The organism is Streptomyces sp. NPDC031100 (assembly GCF_055570785.1).
In genome coordinates, this window is sequence record NZ_JBVIGN010000001.1 from 41,249 (window position 1) to 62,020 (window position 20,772).

A 20,772-nucleotide genomic window follows, 5' to 3' on the forward strand; every position below is an offset into this window, starting at 1 on the left:
CTCCCGGTCAATCGAGTACGAAGCTTTCGAGGTACGACGGGTTCGCGCGCTCCAGCATCGAGCGCGCCCGCGCGCGGATCTGGGCGTCGCTGTGCTCGCTCGCCGGCAGCAGCCAGAAGCGGTCCGCGCGGATGCCGTCCACGACCGACCCGGCGACCTCCTCGACGGGCGTGAAGCGGACCTCCTGGCCGGCGTCGCGCATCGCCGCCTCCCACTGGTCGAGGCTGCGGTACGGCGTCTTCCGGGGCCGCTGTTTGGCGTAGCGGGCGGGCCGGTTGCGGTGCGACTCCCACAGACCGGTGCGCAGCATGTGCGGCCCGGGGAAGAGCACCGAGGCACCCACGCGCGCGTGCTCGGCCTTCAGGTGGGCGTACAGCGACTCGGTCATGGTGACGACGGCCGCCTTGGTGACCGCGTACACGGAGGCGGTCGGCAGGGGCGCGATGCCGCCGTCACCGGACGATGTGTTGACGACATGACCAGGTTGACCGGACTTGATCATCCGTGGCACGAACGCCTGGATGCCATGGAAGACGCCCCACACATTGACGGCGAAGGCCCACTGCCAGTCGTTCGGTTCGTGCTCCCACATGCGCCCCTCGGCACCGGAGCCGACCCCCGCGTTGTTGCACAGGACGTGTACGGCGCCGTAGGTCTCGTACGCCGACCGGGCCAGTTCCAGGACCTGTTCGCGGACGCCGACGTCGACCACGCGCGCGTGCACGTCGGCGCCCTGCGCGCGCAGGTCCGCCGCGGCCTTGTCCAGGGCCGCCTCCTCGACGTCGGCGAGGACGACCTTCAGGCCCTCGGCCGCGAACCGGCGTGCCATCGCCAGCCCGATCCCGCTCGCCGCCCCGGTGACGACGGCGACCTGTCCCGCCCTCAGGTCCATCTCACGCGCTCCCCTCGGGCGGCCCGTCATGGATCTGGAGCGGGTCGTCGTAGCGCTGGTGGACGTACGGCAGCAGGGCCTGTGCGTCGACCCGCTCGACGACCCGGCCGCTCTGGTCGCTGGTCTTCTCGCCGATGGTGATCTCTCGCAGGCGCAGCACCGGGAGGTCGGCGACGGGGTCGTACAGGGACTCGCGCAGGACGACGTCCCCGGTGACCCGCTCCAGTCGGCGCACCTTCTCGTGCCGTACGCAGTGCACCAGCACGGGGTCCGCGTCGAAGCCCGAACCGTCCACTGCGGGAAGGAACTTGAAGTAGAAGTCGGTCTTGCGGGACGGCTCCGGGAGGGGCAGGTCCCCGCTCACCGCGCCGCGCACCTCCACGAACACGATGCCGTGCCGGGCCAGTGAGGCCCGGACGACGAGGCCGTCGCGTTCGACGGTCACCTCGCCGAGCTTTTTGGGCTCCCCGAAGACCTCGCGGCCGCCGGTGAGGGCGCGCTCGTGGGTCATCGGCATCACCAGCGGGTACCAGCCCTCGACCTCGCCGTGCGCCGCGGCGACCGCGAAGGAGCCCGCGCCGAGCGGGTATCCGGGCAGGTCGACCTTGCTGATGTTCACCCGGACAAGTGGGATTCCGGTGGGTTTCAGGGGCGGTGGCAGCACCGCCGCGACCGCGTCCGGGTCGGTCTCCCAGACGGCCACCACTCCGGTGGACCAGATGTCGGGGAGCCGCGCGCTCGCGGTGCGTGTCGCGGTGATCTCCTGCTCGGTCCGTGCGCCGTACCGTACGCGTGTCATACGCCGTACCGCCCTTCTTCTGACAAGCCGTCATCTGTAACACAGTTACAGCAGACTGGGTGAGGGGTAAATACGCGTGCACCGAATGGAGTTGGGGGGATCATGGCGAGAGGGGCGCTGAGCCGGGAGGAGGTCCTTGAGGCCGCAGCCGAGCTGGTGCGGCAGCACGGCCCGCAGGCGCTGACCATGCGGGGGCTCGCGGCCGAGCTGGGCACCGCCGTCACCTCGATCTACTGGCACGTCGGGGGCCGTGAGGCCCTGCTGGACGCCCTGGTGGAGCGGACCGTGGCCGACCTGGGCGAGATCCGTCCCCTCGGGCGCACGCCCGAGGAGCGGATCGTCTCCGTCGCGCGCTCCCTGCGCCGGCAGCTGCGCGACCACCCGCATCTGGTGGCCCTGGTGCATGAGCGCGGGCTGACCGAGCGGATGTTCCTGCCCGCCCAGCAGGCGCTGGTGCGCGAGGCCCACGCGGCGGGGCTGCGCGGCGCCCGGGCCGCCGAGCTCGTGCGGGCGGTGCAGTTCCAGGTCGTCGGCCATGTGCTGGTCGAGCGCAACCGCGAGCGTGCCCCGGTGCAGCAGCCCGACGAGGAGGAGCTGTGGAGCACCGAGGCCGCCGGCGACGACCCCGCCCTGGCCCGCGTGCTGGCCCGCCCCGTCGACACCGATCAGCTGTTCGTCACCGTCGTACGCGCGTTGGTGGGCGCACTGCTCGCACCGCACGGAAAATGAGTGGCGGCCGGACTTCCCCTGCGCCTAATGTTCCTGATCGCGGGGGCGGCTCCGCAAGCGTGCTTCCTTCTCTCCCTTTCCTGGACATCGCAGCGCGCTCACTCTCCGCCTCCGCCTCGACCACTTTCTTTCTGTCACTTCCGTCCCGCCGGGGGATTCCGCTTGTCCGTACTGTCGTCCGTGCTGCTCCGCCGCCTCCGTACCGTCTACGTCGACCAGGCCGGACCACGCCCGGGCGATCCGTCGACGGCGGAGGGACTCGTCGCCCTGGAGGGCGAGCTGCTCGACCGGGGTTTCGCACCGACGGCACAGCTGCGGGCGGCACTGGCCTGGCTGGGCCCCGCGGGGCTGGCGGACGCGGGCCGGCAGCTGATCCGGCACATCGACGCCGAACTGGGCGCGGACCGCACCCACATGCCGCTGTTCCGCAGCTTCCCGGCCTCGGTCCCCGACGACACGTTCCAGCTGTACGTCGACCGGGTCTTCGCCCTGCTGCTGCAGTGGCCCGCGCAGCCCTGTGTGCTGTGCGGCACGGTGGGCAGCGTGCACCCGGTGGCGCCGTGCGCGCACCTCGTGTGCCGCGCCTGCTGGGACGGCGCGGACTACACCGGCTGCCCGCTCTGCCACCGCCGGATCGACCCCGCCGATCCCTTCCTGGTGCCGGGCGAGCCGCGCCGCCCGCGCGATGTGCCGGCCGGCCCGCTGAAGCTGCTCACGCTGGGCACGGACAGCGCGGCGGACACGGTGCACGCCCTGCGGACGCTGTCGGCCCGCCGCACTCCCCTGCCGCCGCAGGACCGCGCCGACCTGAAGGTGCTGCTGAGCCACGCACCCGTGGACCTCGGCCGGCTGCCGCAGGAGATCCCGGTCCGCGAGACCAAGGCACTCGTCCTCGGCACGCTGCTGGCCGACCGGCACACGCGCGTGGCCGTCACCGAGCTGCTCGCCACGTATCTGACCACCGCGACGGACGTGCTGCGCCTGCTGTGCGTGTGGGCGGGCGGCGAGGGGGATCTGCTGGAGCCGCCGCGGCTGCGCTCGCTGCCCCGCGCGCTGCGCAACCGGCTGCTCGGCGTGCTCGACGGTCTGGCGGTCCCGTCGCTCGTGGAGGACGTGCTGCGGCACCCGGGCCCGTGGAAGCGGGCCGCCGAGCTCCTCCACCCCTTCGAGCACCACGCCCGCCACCCGCGGGCCGCCCTCGCCTTCGCCGTCCTGCGCGGCACCGACACCACCGGCACGTCCCTGGGCGAGGCCCTGCTGCGCACGGCCGCCGAGCATCCGCAGGCCGTGCGGGTCGTCGGCGGCCGCATCCGGGCGGCCACCTGGGGCGCGCGGGTGGAGCAGGCTCTGTACGAGCGAGATGCCCGGGCCGCGCTGGCCCTCCTCTCGCAGCGGCCGGGCGAGCTGCTGCGCCGCCTCGACCACCTGCTGCGGCTGCGCCAACTCGACACGCTGCCCGACGAGTTCGCCGAGGTGCTGGAGCGTGTCCTGCCCAAGGCGGGCCCCGGGCCGCTGCTCGCCGCGCTGGGCCGGATGCGGATCCGTCATCTGCCCTGCGAGCGGCGGGTGTTCTTCCCGCGCGGGCAGGTGACGCACGCGTTCACGGTCGACGACACGCGGGCACCGCTCGCCGAAGCGGTCACCACGCGCGCGTGCGCGCTGCTGGAGGCCGAGGCGCTGCGCCGACTGGCCGGGCGGCCCCGGTTCGACCTGGCGGTGCTCGACTCGGCGCTCGCCGGGCTCGCGGTACCCGCCGCCGAGCGCGCCGCCGCCAAGGCACTGGTGTCGGTGCCGCGCGGCAGCACCCAGCCCCTGCCCGAGGGCGCGGTGCTGCGGCTCTTCCTGCACTGGATGCAGCCCGCGAAGACACGCGTGGACCTGGACCTGTCGGTGGCCCTGTACGACGAGCACTGGACGTTCGCCGGCCTGTGCGACTACACGAACCTCGTGTACGGCGACCGGTGGGCCGTCCACTCCGGCGACCTGACCTCGGCACCCGCACCGGACGGCGCCACCGAGTACGTGGACCTGGACCTCGCGGCGCTCGGCGAGCTGGGCGTGCGGTATGTGGTGCCGGTCGTCTTCAGCTTCAACAACATTCCGTTCGAGGAGCTGCTCGACGCCTTCGCGGGCTTCATGGCGCTGCCGTCAGCGGCCGAGGAGGAGCGCGGCGCCGGGTACCACCCGCGCACGGTGCGTCAGCGCTACGACCTGGTGGGCGACTCGCGCATCCATGTGCCGATGCTGGTCGACCTGCGCCACCGCACGTTCCTGTGGACGGACCTCCATCTTCCCTCGGCCGACGGCTACCACAACGTGTACCGGCACGGTGAGGACCTGGGCCGCGTGGGACGGGACCTGTTCCAGTACTTCGCGTCCGGTCGTACGACGCTGTGGGACCTCGCGGTGTGGCACGCGTCGGCGCGCGCCGACGAGGTCCTGGTCGTCCGGCGCGCGCCCGATCCGGGCGTCGTCGACGAGCTGTGGCACTACCGGCGCCAGGACGGGGAACCGGACACCGCGTTCGCCGCCCGGGTGCGCGCCCTGGAGCCGCCGCAGCGGCGGGAGCCCGCGACGGACGCGGCGGACGCCGACACGCGTGCGGGTGAAGCGGCCGCGAAGAAGCATGTGTTGCTCGCGCTGGTGCACGGCGGGGTGGCGCCTCAGGGCGCGAGCGGAGCCGTGTACCGGCTGCTGCCCGGCCCGGCCGACGGCTGTGGTCTGGAGCCGCTGACGGCCCAGGATCTGGTGGCCGCGCTGGGGTGACGTCCGCCGGCGCCCCGAACTGTCCTGCGGGTCCGCCTTATTACGGGCACGCACGCGTGTGCGGCGGCCGAGCAGGAGGGCGGGTGCGCGTGGCCGGTGCCGCCCCCTGTGGGACGGCGCTGTCAGTCGCGGCCCGTATCCTCAATGACCATGCTCGAAGACCGTGCGACCGCAGTGTCCTCCCCCACCCAGTGGCCGGCCGCGTATCCGAAGGGATACGCGGTCGTTGACGTGGAGACCACCGGCCTGGCCCGGGACGACCGGATCATCTCGGCGGCCGTCTACCGGCTGGACGAGCGCGGCGAGGTCGAGGACCACTGGTACACGCTGGTCAACCCGGAGCGCGACCCGGGCCCCGTGTGGATACACGGTCTGACGAGCGAGGTACTCGAAGGGGCGCCGCTGTTCGCGGACGTCGCCGAGGAGTTCGCCGCCCGGCTGGACGGCCGGGTGCTGGTCGCGCACAACGCGGTCTTCGACTGGCAGATGATCGCGCGCGAGTACGCGCGCGCGGAGCGCGAGGCGCCGGTGCGGCAGCGGCTGTGCACCATCGCGCTGTCCAAGGAGCTGGGACTGCCGCTGCCCAACTTCAAGCTGGAGTCGCTGGCGGCGCACTACGGGGTCGTCCAGCAGCGGGCGCACCACGCGCTGGACGACGCGCGCGTGCTCGCCGAGGCGTTCCGGCCCAGCCTGCGGGCCGCGGCGGTGGGCGGTGTACGGCTGCCGCTGCTGGAGTGCCGGCCGCTGACGGAGTGGTCGGACGCGCCCCGGATCGGCCGGCAGGCGAGCGGCGGTTACGGCGGCTACCGGCCGTCCGGTTGGCGCCCGTCCCGGAAGCGGCCCGCCTGCCCCTACCCCAACCCGGGGCGGTACGAAGACGGCAAACGCCTCAAACAGGGCATGCGGGTGGCGTTCTCCGGGGACACCTCCACCGAGCGGGAGCTGCTGGAGGACCGGGCGACCGAGGCAGGGCTGCACGTGGCGACGAGCCTGTCCCGGCTCACCAGTCTGCTCGTCACCAACGATCCCGACTCGGGCACCTCGAAGGCGGTCAAGGCGCGGCAGTACGGCACGCCGGTCGTCGACGAGGCCGCGTTCGGGCAGCTGCTGCGGGATGTCGAGAGCGCCGACGAGTGACCGTACGGATGGGTGATTCCCCACGACTCGCCCGACGCCCGCTCGCCCGGGCGTCGGTGACGGCTCACCCTGTGCCCCATGGCGAAATGCGAAGTTTGCGGCAATGACTACGGGATGACCTTCGAGGTCCACGCCCAGGGTGCAGTCCACGTCTTCGACTGCTTCACCTGTGCCATCCACCGCATGGCCCCCATCTGCGAGCACTGCAAGGTGCGGATCATCGGCCAGGGCGTGGAGGCCGACGGCCACTTCTACTGCGGCGCCCACTGCGCCCGCGAAGAGGGGAAGGTGGGGATCGTCGACCGCGTGTGACCCGGTACCCGCCCGATCGCACCCCACGACCGAGTTGTACCGTCGTGGGGTGCACCGCTACCGCTTCCTGCTGACCCGCCAGTGGGTGATCCTCACCCTCTGCGCGATCGCGCTGATCCCGACGATGATCCGGCTCGGGTTCTGGCAGCAGCACCGGTACGAGGAGCGCACCGCCCGCAACGACCTGGTCTCCCGGGCGCTGCACGCCGAGCCGGTCCCCGTGGAGCAGCTCACCTCCCCCGGGCACACCGTGACCCGCACCGAGAAGTACCGCACGGTCACCGCGACCGGCACCTTCGACACCTCCCGGGAGGTCGTGGTCCGGCGCCGGACCAACTCCGACGACGAGGTCGGCTTCCACGTCCTGACCCCGTTCGTCCTGACGGACGGCAAGGTGCTGCTGGTCAACCGCGGCTGGATCCCCGCGAACGGCGTGCAGACCGCCTTCCCCGAGATCCCCGCGCCGCCCGCCGGCCGGACCACGATCACCGGGCGGCTGAAGACCGACGAGACCACCGCGGCGAGCGGCATCAAGAACGTCAAGGGCCTGCCGGACCGGCAGATCATGCTGATCGACAGCGCGGAGGAGGCGCGGCGGCTCGGCGCGCAGGTGCTCGGCGGCTACGTCGAGCAGACGGCGCCCGAGCCGAAGGGCGGCTCCCCGGAGCAGATCTCCGACCCGGGCAGCGAGGACGCCCCGCTGAACTACGCGTACATGATCCAGTGGTGGCTGTTCGCCGCGGGCGTCCCGGTGGGCTGGTGGTTCCTGGTCCGGCGCGAGATCCGCGACCGCGAGGAGGCCGCGGCCGAGGAGCAGCCGGAGGAAACGGAACCGGCCACGGTGTGAGCCCGGCCCGTCCGGGACAGGCGTCACTCCCCCGGCGCACCACCTGATTGGCCCCCAGGTCCGCCGGGAACCCGCATCGCGTGAACGCGCGCATCGAGGACTACGCCCTCATCGGCGACGAACAGACCGCGGCACTGGTCGCCAAGAACGGCTCGATCGACTGGCTGTGCCTGCCCCGCTTCGACTCCGGTGCCTGTTTCGCCCGGCTCCTGGGCGACGAGGACAACGGCTACTGGAGGATCGCGCCGAAGGGGGCGGACACCTGCACGCGCCGCTCCTACCGGCCCGACACCCTCGTCCTCGACACCGAGTGGGAGACCGCCGAGGGCACGGTGCGGGTCACCGACCTGATGCCGCAGCGCGACCGCGCCCCCGATGTCGTACGCATCGTGGAGGGCGTCAGCGGACGCGTCACCGTCCGTAGCACCCTCCGCCTGCGCTTCGACTACGGGTCCATCATTCCGTGGATGCGCCGCTCCGACGGCCATCGGGTGGCCGTCGCCGGGCCGGACTCGGTGTGGCTGCGCACCGAGCCCCACGTGGACATGTGGGGCGAGGACTTCGGCACCCACTCCGAGTTCGCCGTCGCCGAGGGCGAGCGGGTCGCGTTCGTGCTCACCTGGCACCCCTCGCACGAGCCGCGTCCCCGGCTCGTCGACCCTTATCACGCGCTGAGCACCAGCGTCCGGGACTGGCGGCGCTGGGCGTCCCGCTGCCGCTACGACGGGCCGTACCGGGACGCCGTCGTACGGTCCCTGATCACGCTCAAGGCCCTCACCTACGCCCCGACGGGCGGGATCGTCGCCGCGGCCACCACCTCGCTGCCCGAGGAGCTGGGCGGTGTGCGCAACTGGGACTACCGCTTCTGCTGGCTGCGCGACTCCACCCTCACCCTGGGCGCCCTGCTGTCGGCGGGCTACCACAAGGAGGCCGAGGCCTGGCGCAACTGGCTGGTGCGTGCGGTCGCGGGCGACCCGGCGGACCTCCAGATCATGTACGGCCTGGCGGGCGAACGACGGCTGCCGGAGTTCGAGCTGCCCTGGCTGTCCGGCTTCGCCGACTCCGCACCCGTGCGCGTCGGCAACGGCGCCGTCAATCAACTCCAGCTGGACGTGTACGGCGAGGTGATGGACTCGCTGTCGCTGGCGCGCTCCTCGGGTCTGTCCACCAAGCCCCACATGTGGGCCATTCAGCGCTCGCTGATGGACTTCCTGAAGTCGCAGTGGCAGCAGCCCGACGAGGGCCTGTGGGAGGTGCGCGGCGGCCGGCGCCAGTTCGTGCACTCCAAGGTGATGGTGTGGGTGGCCGCCGACCGCGCCGTACGGACCCTGGAGGAGTACGACGAGCTGAAGGGCGACCTTGCGGGCTGGCGGGCGATGCGCGACGAGGTGCACCGGGAGGTGTGCGAGCACGGCTACGACTCCCGGCGCAGGACCTTCACCCAGTACTACGGCTCGCGCGAGCTGGACGCCTCCCTGCTGCTGATCCCCCGCGTCGGCTTCCTGCCGCCCGACGATCCGCGGGTGAGAGGCACGGTCGACGCGATCCGCGCGGACCTGGGCCACGGCGGCTTCGTGCGCCGCTACGACACCGACGCCGTCGGCGTCGACGGAATGCCGGGCGGCGAGGGCGCCTTCCTCGCCTGCTCGTTCTGGCTCGCCGACGCCCTGCACATGACGGACCGCACGGACGAGGCACGCGAGCTGTTCGAACGGCTGGTGGGCCTCACCAACGACGTCGGACTGCTGGCCGAGGAGTACGACCCCGAGCTGGGCCAACAGGTGGGCAACTACCCGCAGGCGTTCAGCCACATCGCGCTGGTGAACACCGCCCTCACCCTGTTCGGGGGCGACGGGACCACAGGGACCGGGCACGGGGCAGGATAGGGGCCATGGATCTTGGACTGAAAGACCGGGTGTACATCGTCACCGGCGCCACGCGCGGGCTGGGCAACGCCACCGCGCGGGAGCTGGTGGCCGACGGGGCGAAGGTGGTCATCACCGGCCGGGACGAAAAGCGAGTGGCCGAGGCCGCCGCGGAGCTGGGCCCGAACGCGGTCGGCGTGAGCGTCGACAACGCCGACGCGGGCGCGCCCGAGCGGCTCATCGCGGCCGCGCGGGAGCACTTCGGGGGCTTCGACGGAGTCCTCGTCAGCGTCGGCGGACCGGCGCCGGGATTCGTCGCCGACAACACGGACGAGCAGTGGCGGAACTCGTTCGAGTCGGTGTTCCTCGGCGCGGTGCGGTTCGCCCGCGCGGCCGCGGCGGAACTGGAGCCCGGCGGGGTCATCGGGTTCGTGCTGTCCGGGTCGGTGCACGAGCCGATTCCGGGGCTGACCATCTCCAACGGGCTGCGGCCGGGGCTCGCCGGCTTCGCCAAGTCGATCGCCGACGAGTTGGGGCCGCGGGGGATCCGGGTGGTGGGGCTGTTGCCGGCTCGCATCGACACGGATCGCGTGCGCGAACTTGATGCGATGTCCGCGGATCCTGAGGTTACCCGGGCGGCGAACGAGGCTCGGATTCCGTTGCGGAGGTATGGGACGCCTGAGGAGTTCGGGCGGGTCTCGGCCTTCTTGCTGTCTCCGGCTGCCTCCTATCTGACGGGGATCATGGTGCCTGTGGACGGGGGGATGAGGCACGGGTTCTGAGGGCCGGCTTTCGGGTGCATCAAGTCACCCTCTCCGCACGGTGCTTGATCCCCCTCAGTCGTACCTCCGCCGGGAGTGATGCCAAGCCTGCCGACTCTCGTGCGTGGGTCAGGGCCTGGGCCGTGAAGTCCGTCAGTGCGGTGCCGGGGTCCACGTCCGGTTCCAGTCGGAGCCAGGCCCGTACCGCCGGAGCCGTACGGCGGCCCGTCAGCAGGGTTTCGGTGTGGGACACGCCCTGCCGGCGGGCCGTGTCCTCGGCCAGGGCGGACTCCAGGGCCTTGCCGCGCAGCAGGGCGCCCTCGCCGTCGCCGGTGTCGACCAGGACCTCGGTCAGGCGGCGTCGGCGGAGGATCGCGGTGAGCCACCACAGGGCGAGCAGCACGAGAAGGGCCAGGGCGGCGATGACCGTCGGCCACCACCAGTCGGCGTCCCGCCAGCGGGTGCGCTCGGCGCTGCTGAGCAGGACGTCGTGCGGGCCGGTGTGCAGCCACCAGTGCGGTGGCGGTGCGCCCAGGCCCACGGCCAGCACCGAGCCGCCCAGGGCGAGCAGCAGCAGGCCCACGATGGCGAGCAGGACGCGGTTGACGGTACCGCTGCGCATCCGGCTCACCCCTTCCGGACGGGGCGTCGGACCTGCACCGACAGCGCGGGCGGGCGGCTCAGTCCGAGCCCCCGGACCGTGTCGGCGAGCACCGCGTCCAGGTCGGCGTGTACGTCGTCCAGGTCGCGGAAGTGCGAGACCGCGCGGACGTCGGCCCGCTTCCGGCGCATCCGCACCCGTACCGCCCGCACGCCGGAGACCTCCATGGCCCGGTCGCGCAGCACCTGGGCGGCCGCCTCGCGCCCAAGTCCGGCGCGGACGTCGGGGTGCGGGCGCCGCATGGGCAACAGGTCCCTGAGGCCCGGGGTGACGGCCAGCACGATCAGCCACAGGCCGAGGGCGGCGACGACGCCCGCGCCGGCCAGCACCCAGGTGTCGTCCAGGGGCCGCTCGGCGAGCTGCCGGGCCAGCGCGCGGCGCCAGTGCAGCGCGGGACGGTGGGCGCGTACGGCGGCGATGTCGTACAGGAGGACGCCCGCGCCGGCGAGGAGGAGCAGGGCGACGATGCCCGCCGGGACGCGGCGCGCCGACCAGAAGCGGCCGCTTCCCTCGGGCAGCAGGGACGGTGGGGCTTCGGGGGTCTTGTCGAGGTCGAGGACGGGCAGTGGCTGCGTGGTGTTCGCGGTGGGCCGGGGCTCGCTCATGGCGTCCTCCCGTGGGGTGCGCCGGGTGCCGGAGCCAGATGCAGTCGCTCGACCTGGACGGCGACCTCCGGCACCTCCATGCTCACCAACGCGCCTACCCGCTCCACGACATGACGACGCACGGCGGCACAGCGGGCGCCGACGTCGCAGGGATAGCCGAGTTCGAGCTGGACGCGGACGCGGGCTTTCTCATGGTGGACGACGACCGTGGCGTGCGGGGCCGCGGCGCCTTCGGGCAGCGGGGCGAGCGCCTCGCGTGCGGCCTGGGCGGCGATCTTCGCGACGACCCGGTCGGCGATCCTGGTGGCGCCGCGCTCACCGGGCGGCACGAGGTCCAGGGGCCGGCGTGCCGGGCCCGTCTCCGCGCTCACCGCGGTCACCGCCGCCGGTCGCGCCGGTCGTCGCGGGTGCGGAAGAAGTCGCCCAGTTCGAGGTCGCCTTCCAGGAACCGGCCGGCGATGAACCCGACGGCACCCAGCGCCGCCACCAGCAGGAAGGCTCCGAACCCGCCGAAGTACCCGGCGAACCCCAGCGCCATTCCGGCGATCATGCCGACCACGGCCAAGCTCATGCAGCGCTCCTCAGTTCGTCAGGTGTGCGGGGGTCGGCCGCCCGGCTCCTCACTGGATCCGGGGCGCCTCGGGCTCCTCTTCCTCTTCTTCGGGGAGCTTGACGTCGCTCACCGCGATGTTGACCTCGACGACTTCGAGTCCGGTCATGCGTTCCACGGCGGCGATCACGTTCTCCCGTACCGCGCGGGCCACGTCGCCGATGGCCACGCCGTAGTCCACGACGATCTCCAGGTCGAGTGCCGTCTGCACCTCGCCGACCTCGGCCTTGACCCCCCGGGTCACCGACTTCGAGCCGCCCGGCACCCGGTCGCGCACGGCCCCGAACGTACGGGCCAGTCCGCTGCCCATGGCGTGCACGCCGACCACCTCCCGGGCGGCCAGCCCGGCGATCTTCTCCACGACACCGTCGGCGATGGTCGTCCGCCCCCGGGTCGCCGGGTCTCCGCCGCCGCGCCGGGTGGCCTTGCGGGTGGACACCTGCGGTTCGCTGTCACCTTCGGGAGTCGTCGTCATCTCGGTCATCGCCGTACATCCCTTTCGGTCGTCGTCCTGCGACCACCGTAAGCAAGGATGCTCCGTAGCGCGCCGGGTATGCGGCAGGCTGGAGGAATGACCGGGGAACGGTGGGCACAGACAGTCGGGCAGCAGCTGCGGCTGGGCAGGCTGCTGCCGCTCGGCGGCCCGCGCGCCGGGGCGTGGATCACGGAGGCGGCGGCCCGGGCGGCCCTGGAGCGCGCGGTGGCGGCCGAGGTGTCCGGGGTGCGCCTCGGCACACTGCGCATCGCGCTCGCCGATCCGGAGAACGTCCACGAACCCGTCGTACCGCCTCCGCCGAGCGCCCTGCACCCGGGCATGCTCCGCGTGACGGCGGACTTCGCGGCCACGGCCGCCGAGCCCCTGCCGACGACGGCGTCGCGCCTGCGGCGGATCCTGGCGACGGCCGCGACGGAACGCCTGGGCCTCGCGGTCTTGGAGGTCGACCTCCGGGTGACGGACCTCTTGGAGGCGGTCGACGGGCAGGCGGCCGAGGTCCGTGCACCACAGCCGCCGCCGGCGCGGGAGACCACGGACCCGGACGAGTCCCGCGTGGCCGCCGCCGCGCTCTCCGTCCCCGGCGTGACCCGCTTGACCGGCTCACTGGGAGGGCTCGGCCGCGCCGTGCACATCGAGCAGCACGCGAACGACACATCGCTGCCCCACCGCCACGTCCAGGTGGAGGTGGCGGTGGGCACGGACTACCGGGCCGTGGAGGTGGCCGGGAAGGTGCGCGCGGCGGTGCGGGACGCATTGGACGGCCACCCGACCGTGGCGGTACTGGTCACAGCGGTCGGATGACTGCTCCGCCCCGCTGTGGCCGACACCGGGCGCCTGCCCGGCTGACGGTTCATTCGCCTACGCCGGCCAGGTCCCGCAGTCGCCGACCCTGAGCAGCCCGCTCCGCAGCACGCTGAGCCTCGTAATCCCGCTCCAGCGCACCCCGCAACAACGCCTTGGTCTCCACCACCGCATCCCGCGGCGCAGCCAGCATCGCACCGGCCAAGTCCTGCACGGCAGCGTCGAGTTCGCCGGCGGCCACCGCGAGGTTGGCCAGCCCGGACGTCACCGCTTCCGCCGCCCCGACGAACCGCCCGGTCACACAGATCTCGAGCGCGCGGGCATACCCGACCAGGCCGACCAGCGGATGCGTGCCGGTCAGGTCGGGGACGATGCCGAGGGCGGTCTCGCGCATGGCGAACTGCACGTCGTCCGCGACGACGCGCAGGTCGCAGGCGAGCGCGAGCTGGAACCCGGCGCCGATGGCGTGCCCCTGGACGGCGGCGATGGACACGATGTCGTTCCGCCGCCACCAGGTGAACGCCTCCTGGAACTCGGCGATGCTCGCGTCGAGCGCGGCGTCGTCACGGCGCGCGAGATCGGTGAACGTCGGCTCGCCCGGGATCCCCTCCGGGGTGAACATCTGCCGGTCCAGCCCGGCGGAGAAGGACTTGCCCTCGCCGCGCAGCACGACGACACGGACGGAGCCCGGCAGCAGCCGGCCGGCCTCGGCGAGCGCCCGCCACAGGGCGGGGCTCTGTGCGTTGCGCTTGGCCGGATTCGTCAGCGTCACCGTGGCGAGCGCGTCGTCGACGGTGAGCCGTACGCCGTCCTTGTCGAGTACAGGAGCGAGGTCCTGGTCGGGCGAAGCCATGGGGCGCCTCCGATGAGTGCGGTCATCACGCAGTGCCGAAACGGCATGGTGCCGTGACTGGCATGCTAAGTGACTGCACAGTAACCACCCGGTCGATCGGACAACCGACCGGGTGGCCACCATCGAAGCCGGTGGGGCCGCCCGGGGTCAGACCGAGGCGGCCTTCTTGCCCCGGGTCGCTCCGCCGCGCCCGCGCAGCACAACGCCCGACTCGCTGAGCATCCGGTGTACGAAGCCATACGAGCGGCCGGTCTCCTCGGCCAGCGCCCGGATGCTCGCACCGGAGTCGTACTTCTTCTTCAGGTCTGCCGCGAGCTTCTCGCGCGCGGCGCCGGTCACCCGGCTGCCCTTCTTCAGAGTCTCGGCCACCCGTGCCTCCTCATGGGAAGTGCGCTCTGGTCTCCTCATGATCACCCCTCCGGGGCGTGATGGCCACCCATTCGGCAAGGTCTGTGAGACATCGTTGTGACGACGGGAGCACATCCCCACATGCGGAACCCGTGATTCCACAGCGGTGTTTCCACGGGGCCGAACGGGTGGATTCGCGAAGTGCCAGGTCAGCGATGCAAAGCGGCCGATCCCTTGGCGGGCAAGGGATCGGCCGCGAAATCGATGTACGACACACCTCGATACGAGGAGATCTCACACAGATGATGGATCACGGATGGGCCGAATGATCCATACGCAGTGGATCAGGTTTTCGATCAAGCCAGGGCGACGAGATCCGCGTAGTCGGAGCCCCACAGGTCCTCGACACCGTCCGGCAGCAGGATGATCCGCTCCGGCTGGAGCGCCTCGACGGCGCCCTCGTCGTGGGTGACGAGGACCACCGCGCCCTTGTAGGTGCGCAGGGCGCCGAGGATCTCCTCGCGGCTGGCGGGGTCGAGGTTGTTGGTCGGCTCGTCCAGGAGCAGGACGTTCGCGGAGGAGACCACCAGGGTGGCCAGGGCGAGACGGGTCTTCTCGCCGCCGGAGAGGACACCGGCCGGCTTGTCGACGTCGTCGCCGGAGAACAGGAACGAGCCCAGCACCTTGCGGACCTCGACGAGGTCCATGTCGGGGGCGGCCGAGCGCATGTTCTCCAGGACCGTGCGGTCGGCGTCCAGGGTCTCGTGCTCCTGGGCGTAGTAGCCGAGCTTGAGGCCGTGGCCGGGCACGACCTCGCCGGTGTCGGGCTGCTCCACCCCGCCGAGCAGACGCAGCAGGGTGGTCTTGCCGGCGCCGTTGAGGCCGAGGATGACGACCCTCGACCCCTTGTCGATGGCCAGGTCGACGTCGGTGAAGATCTCCAGGGAGCCGTACGACTTCGACAGGCCTTCGGCCATCAGCGGGGTCTTGCCGCAGGGCGCGGGCTCGGGGAAGCGGAGCTTGGCGACCTTGTCGGACTGGCGGACCGCCTCCAGGCCGGAGAGCAGCTTGTCCGCGCGGCGGGCCATGTTCTGCGCGGCGACCGTCTTGGTGGCCTTGGCGCGCATCTTGTCGGCCTGTGCGTTGAGCGCCGCGGCCTTCTTCTCGGCGTTCTGCCGCTCGCGCCTGCGGCGCTTCTCGTCGGCCTCGCGCTGCTGCTGGTAGAGCTTCCAGCCCATGTTGTAGACGTCGATCACCGAACGGTTCGCGTCCAGGTAGAAGACCTTGTTGACGACCGTCTCGACCAGGTCGACGTCGTGGGAGATCACGATGAAGCCGCCGCGGTAGGTCTTCAGGTAGTCGCGCAGCCAGATGATCGAGTCCGCGTCGAGGTGGTTCGTCGGCTCGTCCAGGAGCAGGGTGTCGGCGTCCGAGAAGAGGATGCGGGCCAGCTCGATACGGCGGCGCTGACCGCCGGAGAGCGTGTGCAGGGGCTGGCCGAGCACGCGGTCGGGCAGGTTGAGCGCGGCGGCGATGGTGGCGGCCTCGGCCTCGGCGGCGTACCCGCCCTTGGTGAGGAACTCCGTCTCCTGGCGCTCGTACTGCTTCAGGGCCTTCTCGCGGGTGGACCCCTTGCCGCTCGCGATGCGCTCCTCGTTCTCGCGCATCTTGCGGATCAGGACGTCGAGGCCGCGCGCGGACAGGACGCGGTCGCGGGCGAGGACGTCGAGGTCGCCGGTGCGGGGGTCCTGCGGGAGGTAGCCGACCTCGCCGGAGCGGGTGACCGTGCCGGCGGCGGGGATGCCGTCGCCGGCGAGGACCTTGGTGAGGGTGGTCTTGCCTGCGCCGTTACGGCCGACGAGGCCGATGCGGTCGCCCTTGGCGACACGGAAGGTGGCGTTCTCGATGAGGACGCGCGCACCGGCGCGCAGCTCGATACCGGAGGCGGAGATCACGGACAGACTCCAGGACGTACAGGAAGGGGCGGGTGGGCGGCTGAGGACGTTCCCGCCGTCTAATGCGCGAGGAGAATGGCCATGGGCCAAGTCTAACGGGGCGATGCAAGCGCTTTTTCTGCGTACCCGTGTTCGACCCCGGTCCGGCCCCGTTCGCACCGCGCCGGTCGGCGGGCGACGATGGCCTCAGCTCCGGCCCGCTGCGACACCTTCCGCTGAGGCGCTGTCAGTGGTGGCTGCAAGACTCGGAACCACGACGGAACCACGACGACCACGACGACCACGACGACCACGACGGAATCTCGACGGAACCGACGCATGAAGGAGTGATCGGCATGGCAGGCACGGGCGCACGGCCGAGCATCTACCCGACGCTGCTGTACGCGGACGCGAAGGCGGCGATCAGGCAGCTCACGGAGGCCTTCGGCTTCACCGAGCTGTCGCTCTACGAGACGGAGGACGGCGTGGTGATGCACGCCGAGCTGGTCCAGGGCCACGGCGCGGTGATGGTCGGCTCCAAGGGCCGCGGCGGCCTGTTCGACACGGCGATGAAGGACGCGGGGCCCGCGGGGGTGTACGTCGTCGTGGACGACGTGGACGCCCACCACCAGCGGGCCGCGGAGCACGGCGTGGAGATCCTCATGCCGCCGACGGACCAGGACTACGGCTCACGGGACTACATGGCCCGGGACGCCGAGGGCAACATCTGGAGCTTCGGCACATACGCCCCCGAGATCGGCGGCTGAGCGGGTCCCTGCCGCCGCCCGCCGAAAGGTGCCCTATCCCCCGGTGTGCACCTGGAAGGCGGCCCGGCGTACGGCCTTGGCCAGGGCCGGGTCCGGGTGCGCGGCGGCGAGCGCGACCAGGACCTGCACGGTGCGCGGGTGGCCGACGGCGCGGACCTCGTCCAGCAGCACCGGGACGGTGGGCTGCACGGCGGCCTCCAGGTGCCGTACCAGCATCTCCGTCTCGCCGTGGTCGGAGACGGCGGCGGCGGTGTCGACCCACAGCCAGGTGGCCTCCTCGCGGGTGAGGACCTCGTGGGCGTCCTCCGGGTCGATGCCGTCGTGCTCGGCGAGCCACAGCAGGGCGTACGGGCGCAGGGCCGGCTCGTCCAGCACCGCGCGTACGTCGGGCTCGGCGGGGGCGCCGACGACGCGCAGCGCCTCGAAGGCGAGGCCGCGCAGCAGGGCGTCCTCGCCGCGGGCGGCGTGGATCAGTTCGGTGACGGCGCTGCCGACGGGGCGGGCGGCGAGCCAGGCGCGGTACTCGGCGCGGGCCGCGTTCGGGCGGAGCTGGGCGCAGCCGCGGAGCATGTCCTCGGCGGACTGCTCGATGTTCCCGGCGGGGCTCTGCGCGGCCACGCAGATCTGCTCCAGCTTGACCCAGACCGCCCAGCTGCCCAGCGGGGTGAGCGTGGCCTGGGCCTCGCCGCAGGTCAGGGCGCCGACGGAGGCGAGGGCCTGCAGGGCCCAGTCGAGGAGGGGGCCGAGCGGGGTGTCCCCGGCGAATGCGGGCTCCGCCGGTCCGAGGCGCCCGGCGGTCCCGGCGGAGGCGGGCTCGTAGGAGACCTCGCAGCGCTCGGTGCGCAGTTCGGTGACCCGCTGCTGGAGCAGGTCGAGCAGCTGCTCGACCGGGACGGGACCGGCGGAGAGCTGGAGGAAGGAGAGCACCTGGGGCATGGCCGAGACAACCTCGCCGACGACGGCGGGCTCGTGGTCCTCGGGTTCCGGGCAGGCGAGCGACCAGGCGTCGAAGAGCGCGACCCAGCCGCGCAGCACGGCGCTGTCGTCACGGTCCCAGGCACGCAGGCGCCAGCCGGGGCGCGCACTGTCCCCGTGCACCTCGACCAGTCCGGCGAGGCGGGCGGTGTCCCAGTCGGCGCGGACCTGAGCGCTGCTCAGGCCGAGGTCGGCGGCGGCCCGTTCGGCGGTCGCGTCGGAGAGGGTGGCCTTGCCGTCGGCGGTGGCGCCGTTGCGGCCGGGGCCGAGGGCGGTGTCGGCCCAGCGGGCGACGCGGACCGCGCCGGCCAGGCCCCTGCGCGCCATTCTGGCCAGTTCGGACGGGGCCGGGGTCCCCTCCGGCGGCCGGGGTGCGGGGCGCCGCGGGCGCCGCTGGTTCACAGCTCTGGGGGCGGCGGCCAGGGGTCGCGGTCGGACGAGTCGAAGCCTGGAGTCGCGCGGGATACGGGACGTCACGGGTGCAGTCTTCCGGTTGACGGTCCGAAAACCCAAACGGAATGTCACGGGGGGCGACGGGGCTGGCCAACGCACCGGCTCCGATACCGGCCGCAGAGTCATGATCAGGCCAGTCGTACGGCCTTAAACGGAACGAACGGAACCGGGGCTTCCGACTCGTGCGGGGCGGATCGGGGACGTCCTCACATCAGCGGGGTCAGGAACCGGCGCAGCCGTTCCTCGTACTCCGCCGGGTCGGCGTTCCACATCGCCGCGTGCGGGGCCTCGGGCACGGTGTGCAGGGCGACGCGGTCGGGGCGGCGGGCGGCGAGGCGGCGGGAGTACTCCCAGGGGGCGACCGTGTCGTCAGGACCGTGGACGATCAGCGTGGGTACGGCGAGCCGGCCGGGGTCGGCGGTCTCGGCGGCCCGGTCGGCGTCCAGCCCGGCCCGGCCCTGCGCGGCCCACACCGCGAGCGGGAGCAGGGGCTGCGGGGTGTGGCGGGCGTGGGCGAGGGCGCGCAGGGTGGCCTGCCAGCTGAGCACCGGCGAGTCGAGGATCAGCCCGGCGACCCGGTCGCGCACGGCGGAGCGTTCGGCGGCGCGCAGGGCCATGGTGGCGCCGGTGGACCAGCCGAGGAGGACGACCCGGCCGGCGCCGTGGCGGACGGCGTGGCGGATCGCCGCGTCCACGTCGCGCCACTCGGTCTCGCCGAGGTGGTTCAGACCGTCCGGCGGGCGCGGGGCGCCGAGGTCGCCGCGGTAGGCGAGGGCGAGGACCGGCAGGCGGCGGGCGTGCAGGAACTCCATGACGTTCATGGCCTGCTCGCGGGTGGCGCCGAGACCGTGCACGGCGATCACCCAGGTGTCGCGGGCCCCGGGCACGAACCAGGCGGGCAGGGAGCCGAGTTCGCCGGGCACGTCGAGGTCGTCGTGGTCGAGGCCGAGGGCGGTGCGCGGATTGCCGACGTGCACGTTCGGGGTGAGCCAGACGGCGTCGCCGGAGGCGAGGGTGCCGTGCGTGACGCGTATGAGGCGGCGTACGACGGTGTCGGCGGTGTGCTCGGCCGTCTCCAGGACAGGGCCGACGACCGCGTGGGAGCCGTCGTCGGCCAGGCCGTAGGTGCCGGGGCGCAGGGAGGCCAGGTCGCGGGTGAGGGTGATCCGCCCCGCTGCCGTGCCGTGCACGGTGAGCCGGGGTTCGGTGGGCAGCGGACGGCCCGGGGGCGCCTTCAGCGCGGCGTCACTGGCCAGACGTCCGGCGGCCACGGATGCCGCGCCGGCGGCCAGGACCGCGGTGAGTGCGGCGGCGGTCGCTTTGACGGTGCGCACGGGTTCCAGTGTCGTGGGGGTCCGGGCCGACGGCCAGCGGAAGAGCCGGGACATGGAACAAAGGGGTGGGCGGGCATGGGGTCACCGCTGCTGGCCGTACCCCTTCAAACGTGTCGCTGCCTCGGTCATCTGGGCATCGGTCAGCAGGGAGGGGGTCAGGCCCGGTACGGAGGATGCCGTCAGCCACAGGCGGCACATCCACTCCAGTTGGGCGGTGCGGTCGTAGGCCTGGTCGAGGGTGGTGCCGTAGGTGATCGTGCCGTGGTTCTGCAGCAGGCAGCCGGAGCGGTCGGCGAGGGCGCGGAGCATGTTCTCCGCCAGCTCGTCGGTGCCGTAGGTCGCATAGGGGGCTACCCGGATGCGACCGTCGCGGCCGCCGAGCCCAGCTGCCATGTAGTGGACCGGGGGCAGCTCGCTCACGAGGGTGGAGACGGCCGTGGCGTGCACGGCGTGGGTGTGGACGACGGCGCGGGCGTCGGTGGTGCGGTAGACGGCGAGGTGCATGGGCAGTTCGCTGGTCGGCACGAGCGTGCCGAGCACCTGCCGGCCGCCGAGGTCGACGCCGGTGATGTCGTCCGGGGTCAGCCGGTCGTAGGGCACGCCCGACGGGGTGACCAGCACGAGGTCACCGACGCGCGCCGAGACGTTGCCGGAGGTGCCGACGACCAGCCCGTCGGCGACGGTCCGGCGGGCCGTCGCGACCAGCGCCTCCCAGACGTGCACCGCTTCCTGTTCCGCTTCCTGTTGCATGTCCCGCCGCTCTTCAGCCATGCCGCGATCCTGCCAGCCGGCCCGGCGCGGGGGCTGCCGTCCCGTGTGCGCGGGGC

General features: G+C 72.6%; 22 protein-coding genes. 9 read left to right on the forward strand and 13 right to left on the reverse strand.

What is annotated here, in order from left to right:
* Positions 1-7: 7 nt before the first annotated feature.
* Both ACZ5DS_RS00210 and ACZ5DS_RS00215 read right to left on the reverse strand, forming a co-directional pair.
* Positions 8-892, reverse strand: a complete 885-nt coding sequence (locus ACZ5DS_RS00210; protein WP_468232434.1) for an SDR family NAD(P)-dependent oxidoreductase — start codon at positions 890-892, stop codon at positions 8-10.
* A 1-nt stretch (position 893) separates the two neighbouring features.
* Positions 894-1,691, reverse strand: coding sequence for an acetoacetate decarboxylase family protein (locus tag ACZ5DS_RS00215; protein WP_468232436.1), 798 nt, complete (start codon positions 1,689-1,691; stop codon positions 894-896).
* A gap of 102 nt (positions 1,692-1,793) precedes the next feature.
* Here ACZ5DS_RS00215 and ACZ5DS_RS00220 point away from each other — a divergent pair, with 102 nt between their 5' ends.
* The 7 genes from ACZ5DS_RS00220 to ACZ5DS_RS00250 all read left to right on the forward strand — a co-directional run bounded on the left by ACZ5DS_RS00220 (position 1,794) and on the right by ACZ5DS_RS00250 (position 10,129).
* Complete coding sequence (locus ACZ5DS_RS00220) at positions 1,794-2,420, forward strand: TetR/AcrR family transcriptional regulator (protein WP_468232437.1); 627 nt, start codon at positions 1,794-1,796, stop codon at positions 2,418-2,420.
* Positions 2,421-2,582: 162 nt separating this feature from the next.
* Positions 2,583-5,186, forward strand: a complete 2,604-nt coding sequence (locus ACZ5DS_RS00225; RefSeq protein ID WP_468232439.1) for an MXAN_6230/SCO0854 family RING domain-containing protein — start codon at positions 2,583-2,585, stop codon at positions 5,184-5,186.
* 150 nt (positions 5,187-5,336) lie between these two features.
* Entirely contained in the window at positions 5,337-6,323 is a 987-nt protein-coding gene (locus ACZ5DS_RS00230; protein WP_468232440.1) for a DEDDh family exonuclease, read from the forward strand.
* 78 nt (positions 6,324-6,401) lie between these two features.
* Positions 6,402-6,635 carry a hypothetical protein gene (locus tag ACZ5DS_RS00235; protein ID WP_468232442.1) on the forward strand — a complete coding sequence of 78 codons (234 nt, stop codon included), beginning with the start codon at positions 6,402-6,404 and terminating at the stop codon, positions 6,633-6,635.
* A gap of 49 nt (positions 6,636-6,684) precedes the next feature.
* Complete coding sequence (locus ACZ5DS_RS00240; RefSeq protein ID WP_468232444.1) at positions 6,685-7,482, forward strand: SURF1 family cytochrome oxidase biogenesis protein; 798 nt, start codon at positions 6,685-6,687, stop codon at positions 7,480-7,482.
* A gap of 80 nt (positions 7,483-7,562) precedes the next feature.
* On the forward strand, positions 7,563-9,368 hold the full coding sequence (locus ACZ5DS_RS00245) for a glycoside hydrolase family 15 protein (protein WP_468232446.1): 1,806 nt from the start codon (positions 7,563-7,565) through the stop codon (positions 9,366-9,368).
* A 5-nt stretch (positions 9,369-9,373) separates the two neighbouring features.
* A complete protein-coding gene (locus tag ACZ5DS_RS00250; RefSeq protein WP_468232447.1) occupies positions 9,374-10,129 on the forward strand; it encodes an SDR family oxidoreductase in 756 nt (251 codons plus the stop codon).
* A 19-nt stretch (positions 10,130-10,148) separates the two neighbouring features.
* Here the strand turns inward: ACZ5DS_RS00250 and amaP are convergent, their stop codons facing one another.
* From amaP to ACZ5DS_RS00275, 5 genes are read right to left on the reverse strand one after another with little or no spacing between them, the layout of a single operon-like run.
* On the reverse strand, positions 10,149-10,730 hold the full coding sequence (amaP, locus tag ACZ5DS_RS00255; protein ID WP_468232448.1) for an alkaline shock response membrane anchor protein AmaP: 582 nt from the start codon (positions 10,728-10,730) through the stop codon (positions 10,149-10,151).
* Positions 10,731-10,735: 5 nt separating this feature from the next.
* Complete coding sequence (locus tag ACZ5DS_RS00260; RefSeq protein WP_468232450.1) at positions 10,736-11,374, reverse strand: DUF6286 domain-containing protein; 639 nt, start codon at positions 11,372-11,374, stop codon at positions 10,736-10,738.
* A complete protein-coding gene (locus tag ACZ5DS_RS00265; RefSeq protein WP_468232451.1) occupies positions 11,371-11,754 on the reverse strand; it encodes a hypothetical protein in 384 nt (127 codons plus the stop codon). Before ACZ5DS_RS00265 ends, ACZ5DS_RS00260 begins: the two co-directional genes overlap by 4 nt.
* A complete protein-coding gene (locus ACZ5DS_RS00270; RefSeq protein ID WP_468232453.1) occupies positions 11,751-11,945 on the reverse strand; it encodes a hypothetical protein in 195 nt (64 codons plus the stop codon). The genes ACZ5DS_RS00265 and ACZ5DS_RS00270 overlap by 4 nt, the downstream gene beginning before the upstream one ends.
* Positions 11,946-11,994: 49 nt before the next feature.
* Entirely contained in the window at positions 11,995-12,468 is a 474-nt protein-coding gene (locus ACZ5DS_RS00275) for an Asp23/Gls24 family envelope stress response protein (RefSeq protein ID WP_468232455.1), read from the reverse strand.
* An 87-nt stretch (positions 12,469-12,555) separates the two neighbouring features.
* Here ACZ5DS_RS00275 and ACZ5DS_RS00280 point away from each other — a divergent pair, with 87 nt between their 5' ends.
* Positions 12,556-13,281 carry a nucleopolyhedrovirus P10 family protein gene (locus ACZ5DS_RS00280; RefSeq protein ID WP_468232456.1) on the forward strand — a complete coding sequence of 242 codons (726 nt, stop codon included), beginning with the start codon at positions 12,556-12,558 and terminating at the stop codon, positions 13,279-13,281.
* A 49-nt stretch (positions 13,282-13,330) separates the two neighbouring features.
* On the opposite strand, the gene ACZ5DS_RS00285 is transcribed toward ACZ5DS_RS00280, so the two are convergent.
* From ACZ5DS_RS00285 to ACZ5DS_RS00295, 3 genes are all read right to left on the reverse strand, one after another.
* Entirely contained in the window at positions 13,331-14,134 is an 804-nt protein-coding gene (locus tag ACZ5DS_RS00285; RefSeq protein WP_468232457.1) for an enoyl-CoA hydratase/isomerase family protein, read from the reverse strand.
* 147 nt (positions 14,135-14,281) lie between these two features.
* Positions 14,282-14,503 (reverse strand): helix-turn-helix domain-containing protein, encoded by a 222-nt coding sequence (locus tag ACZ5DS_RS00290; RefSeq protein WP_016573902.1) that lies wholly within the window; start codon positions 14,501-14,503, stop codon positions 14,282-14,284.
* A 335-nt stretch (positions 14,504-14,838) separates the two neighbouring features.
* Positions 14,839-16,437, reverse strand: coding sequence for an ABC-F family ATP-binding cassette domain-containing protein (locus tag ACZ5DS_RS00295; RefSeq protein WP_468232460.1), 1,599 nt, complete (start codon positions 16,435-16,437; stop codon positions 14,839-14,841).
* Positions 16,438-16,772: 335 nt separating this feature from the next.
* Between ACZ5DS_RS00295 and ACZ5DS_RS00300 the strand changes: the two genes are divergently transcribed.
* Entirely contained in the window at positions 16,773-17,183 is a 411-nt protein-coding gene (locus ACZ5DS_RS00300) for a VOC family protein (protein WP_468232461.1), read from the forward strand.
* A gap of 33 nt (positions 17,184-17,216) precedes the next feature.
* Here the strand turns inward: ACZ5DS_RS00300 and ACZ5DS_RS00305 are convergent, their stop codons facing one another.
* The 3 genes from ACZ5DS_RS00305 to ACZ5DS_RS00315 form a co-directional block, all read right to left on the reverse strand.
* Positions 17,217-18,485, reverse strand: a complete 1,269-nt coding sequence (locus tag ACZ5DS_RS00305) for a hypothetical protein (protein WP_468232462.1) — start codon at positions 18,483-18,485, stop codon at positions 17,217-17,219.
* Positions 18,486-18,817: 332 nt separating this feature from the next.
* A complete protein-coding gene (locus tag ACZ5DS_RS00310; protein WP_468232463.1) occupies positions 18,818-19,945 on the reverse strand; it encodes an alpha/beta hydrolase in 1,128 nt (375 codons plus the stop codon).
* Between the two features lie 81 nt (positions 19,946-20,026).
* Positions 20,027-20,716 (reverse strand): class II aldolase/adducin family protein, encoded by a 690-nt coding sequence (locus ACZ5DS_RS00315; RefSeq protein ID WP_468232465.1) that lies wholly within the window; start codon positions 20,714-20,716, stop codon positions 20,027-20,029.
* Positions 20,717-20,772 lie beyond the last annotated feature (56 nt).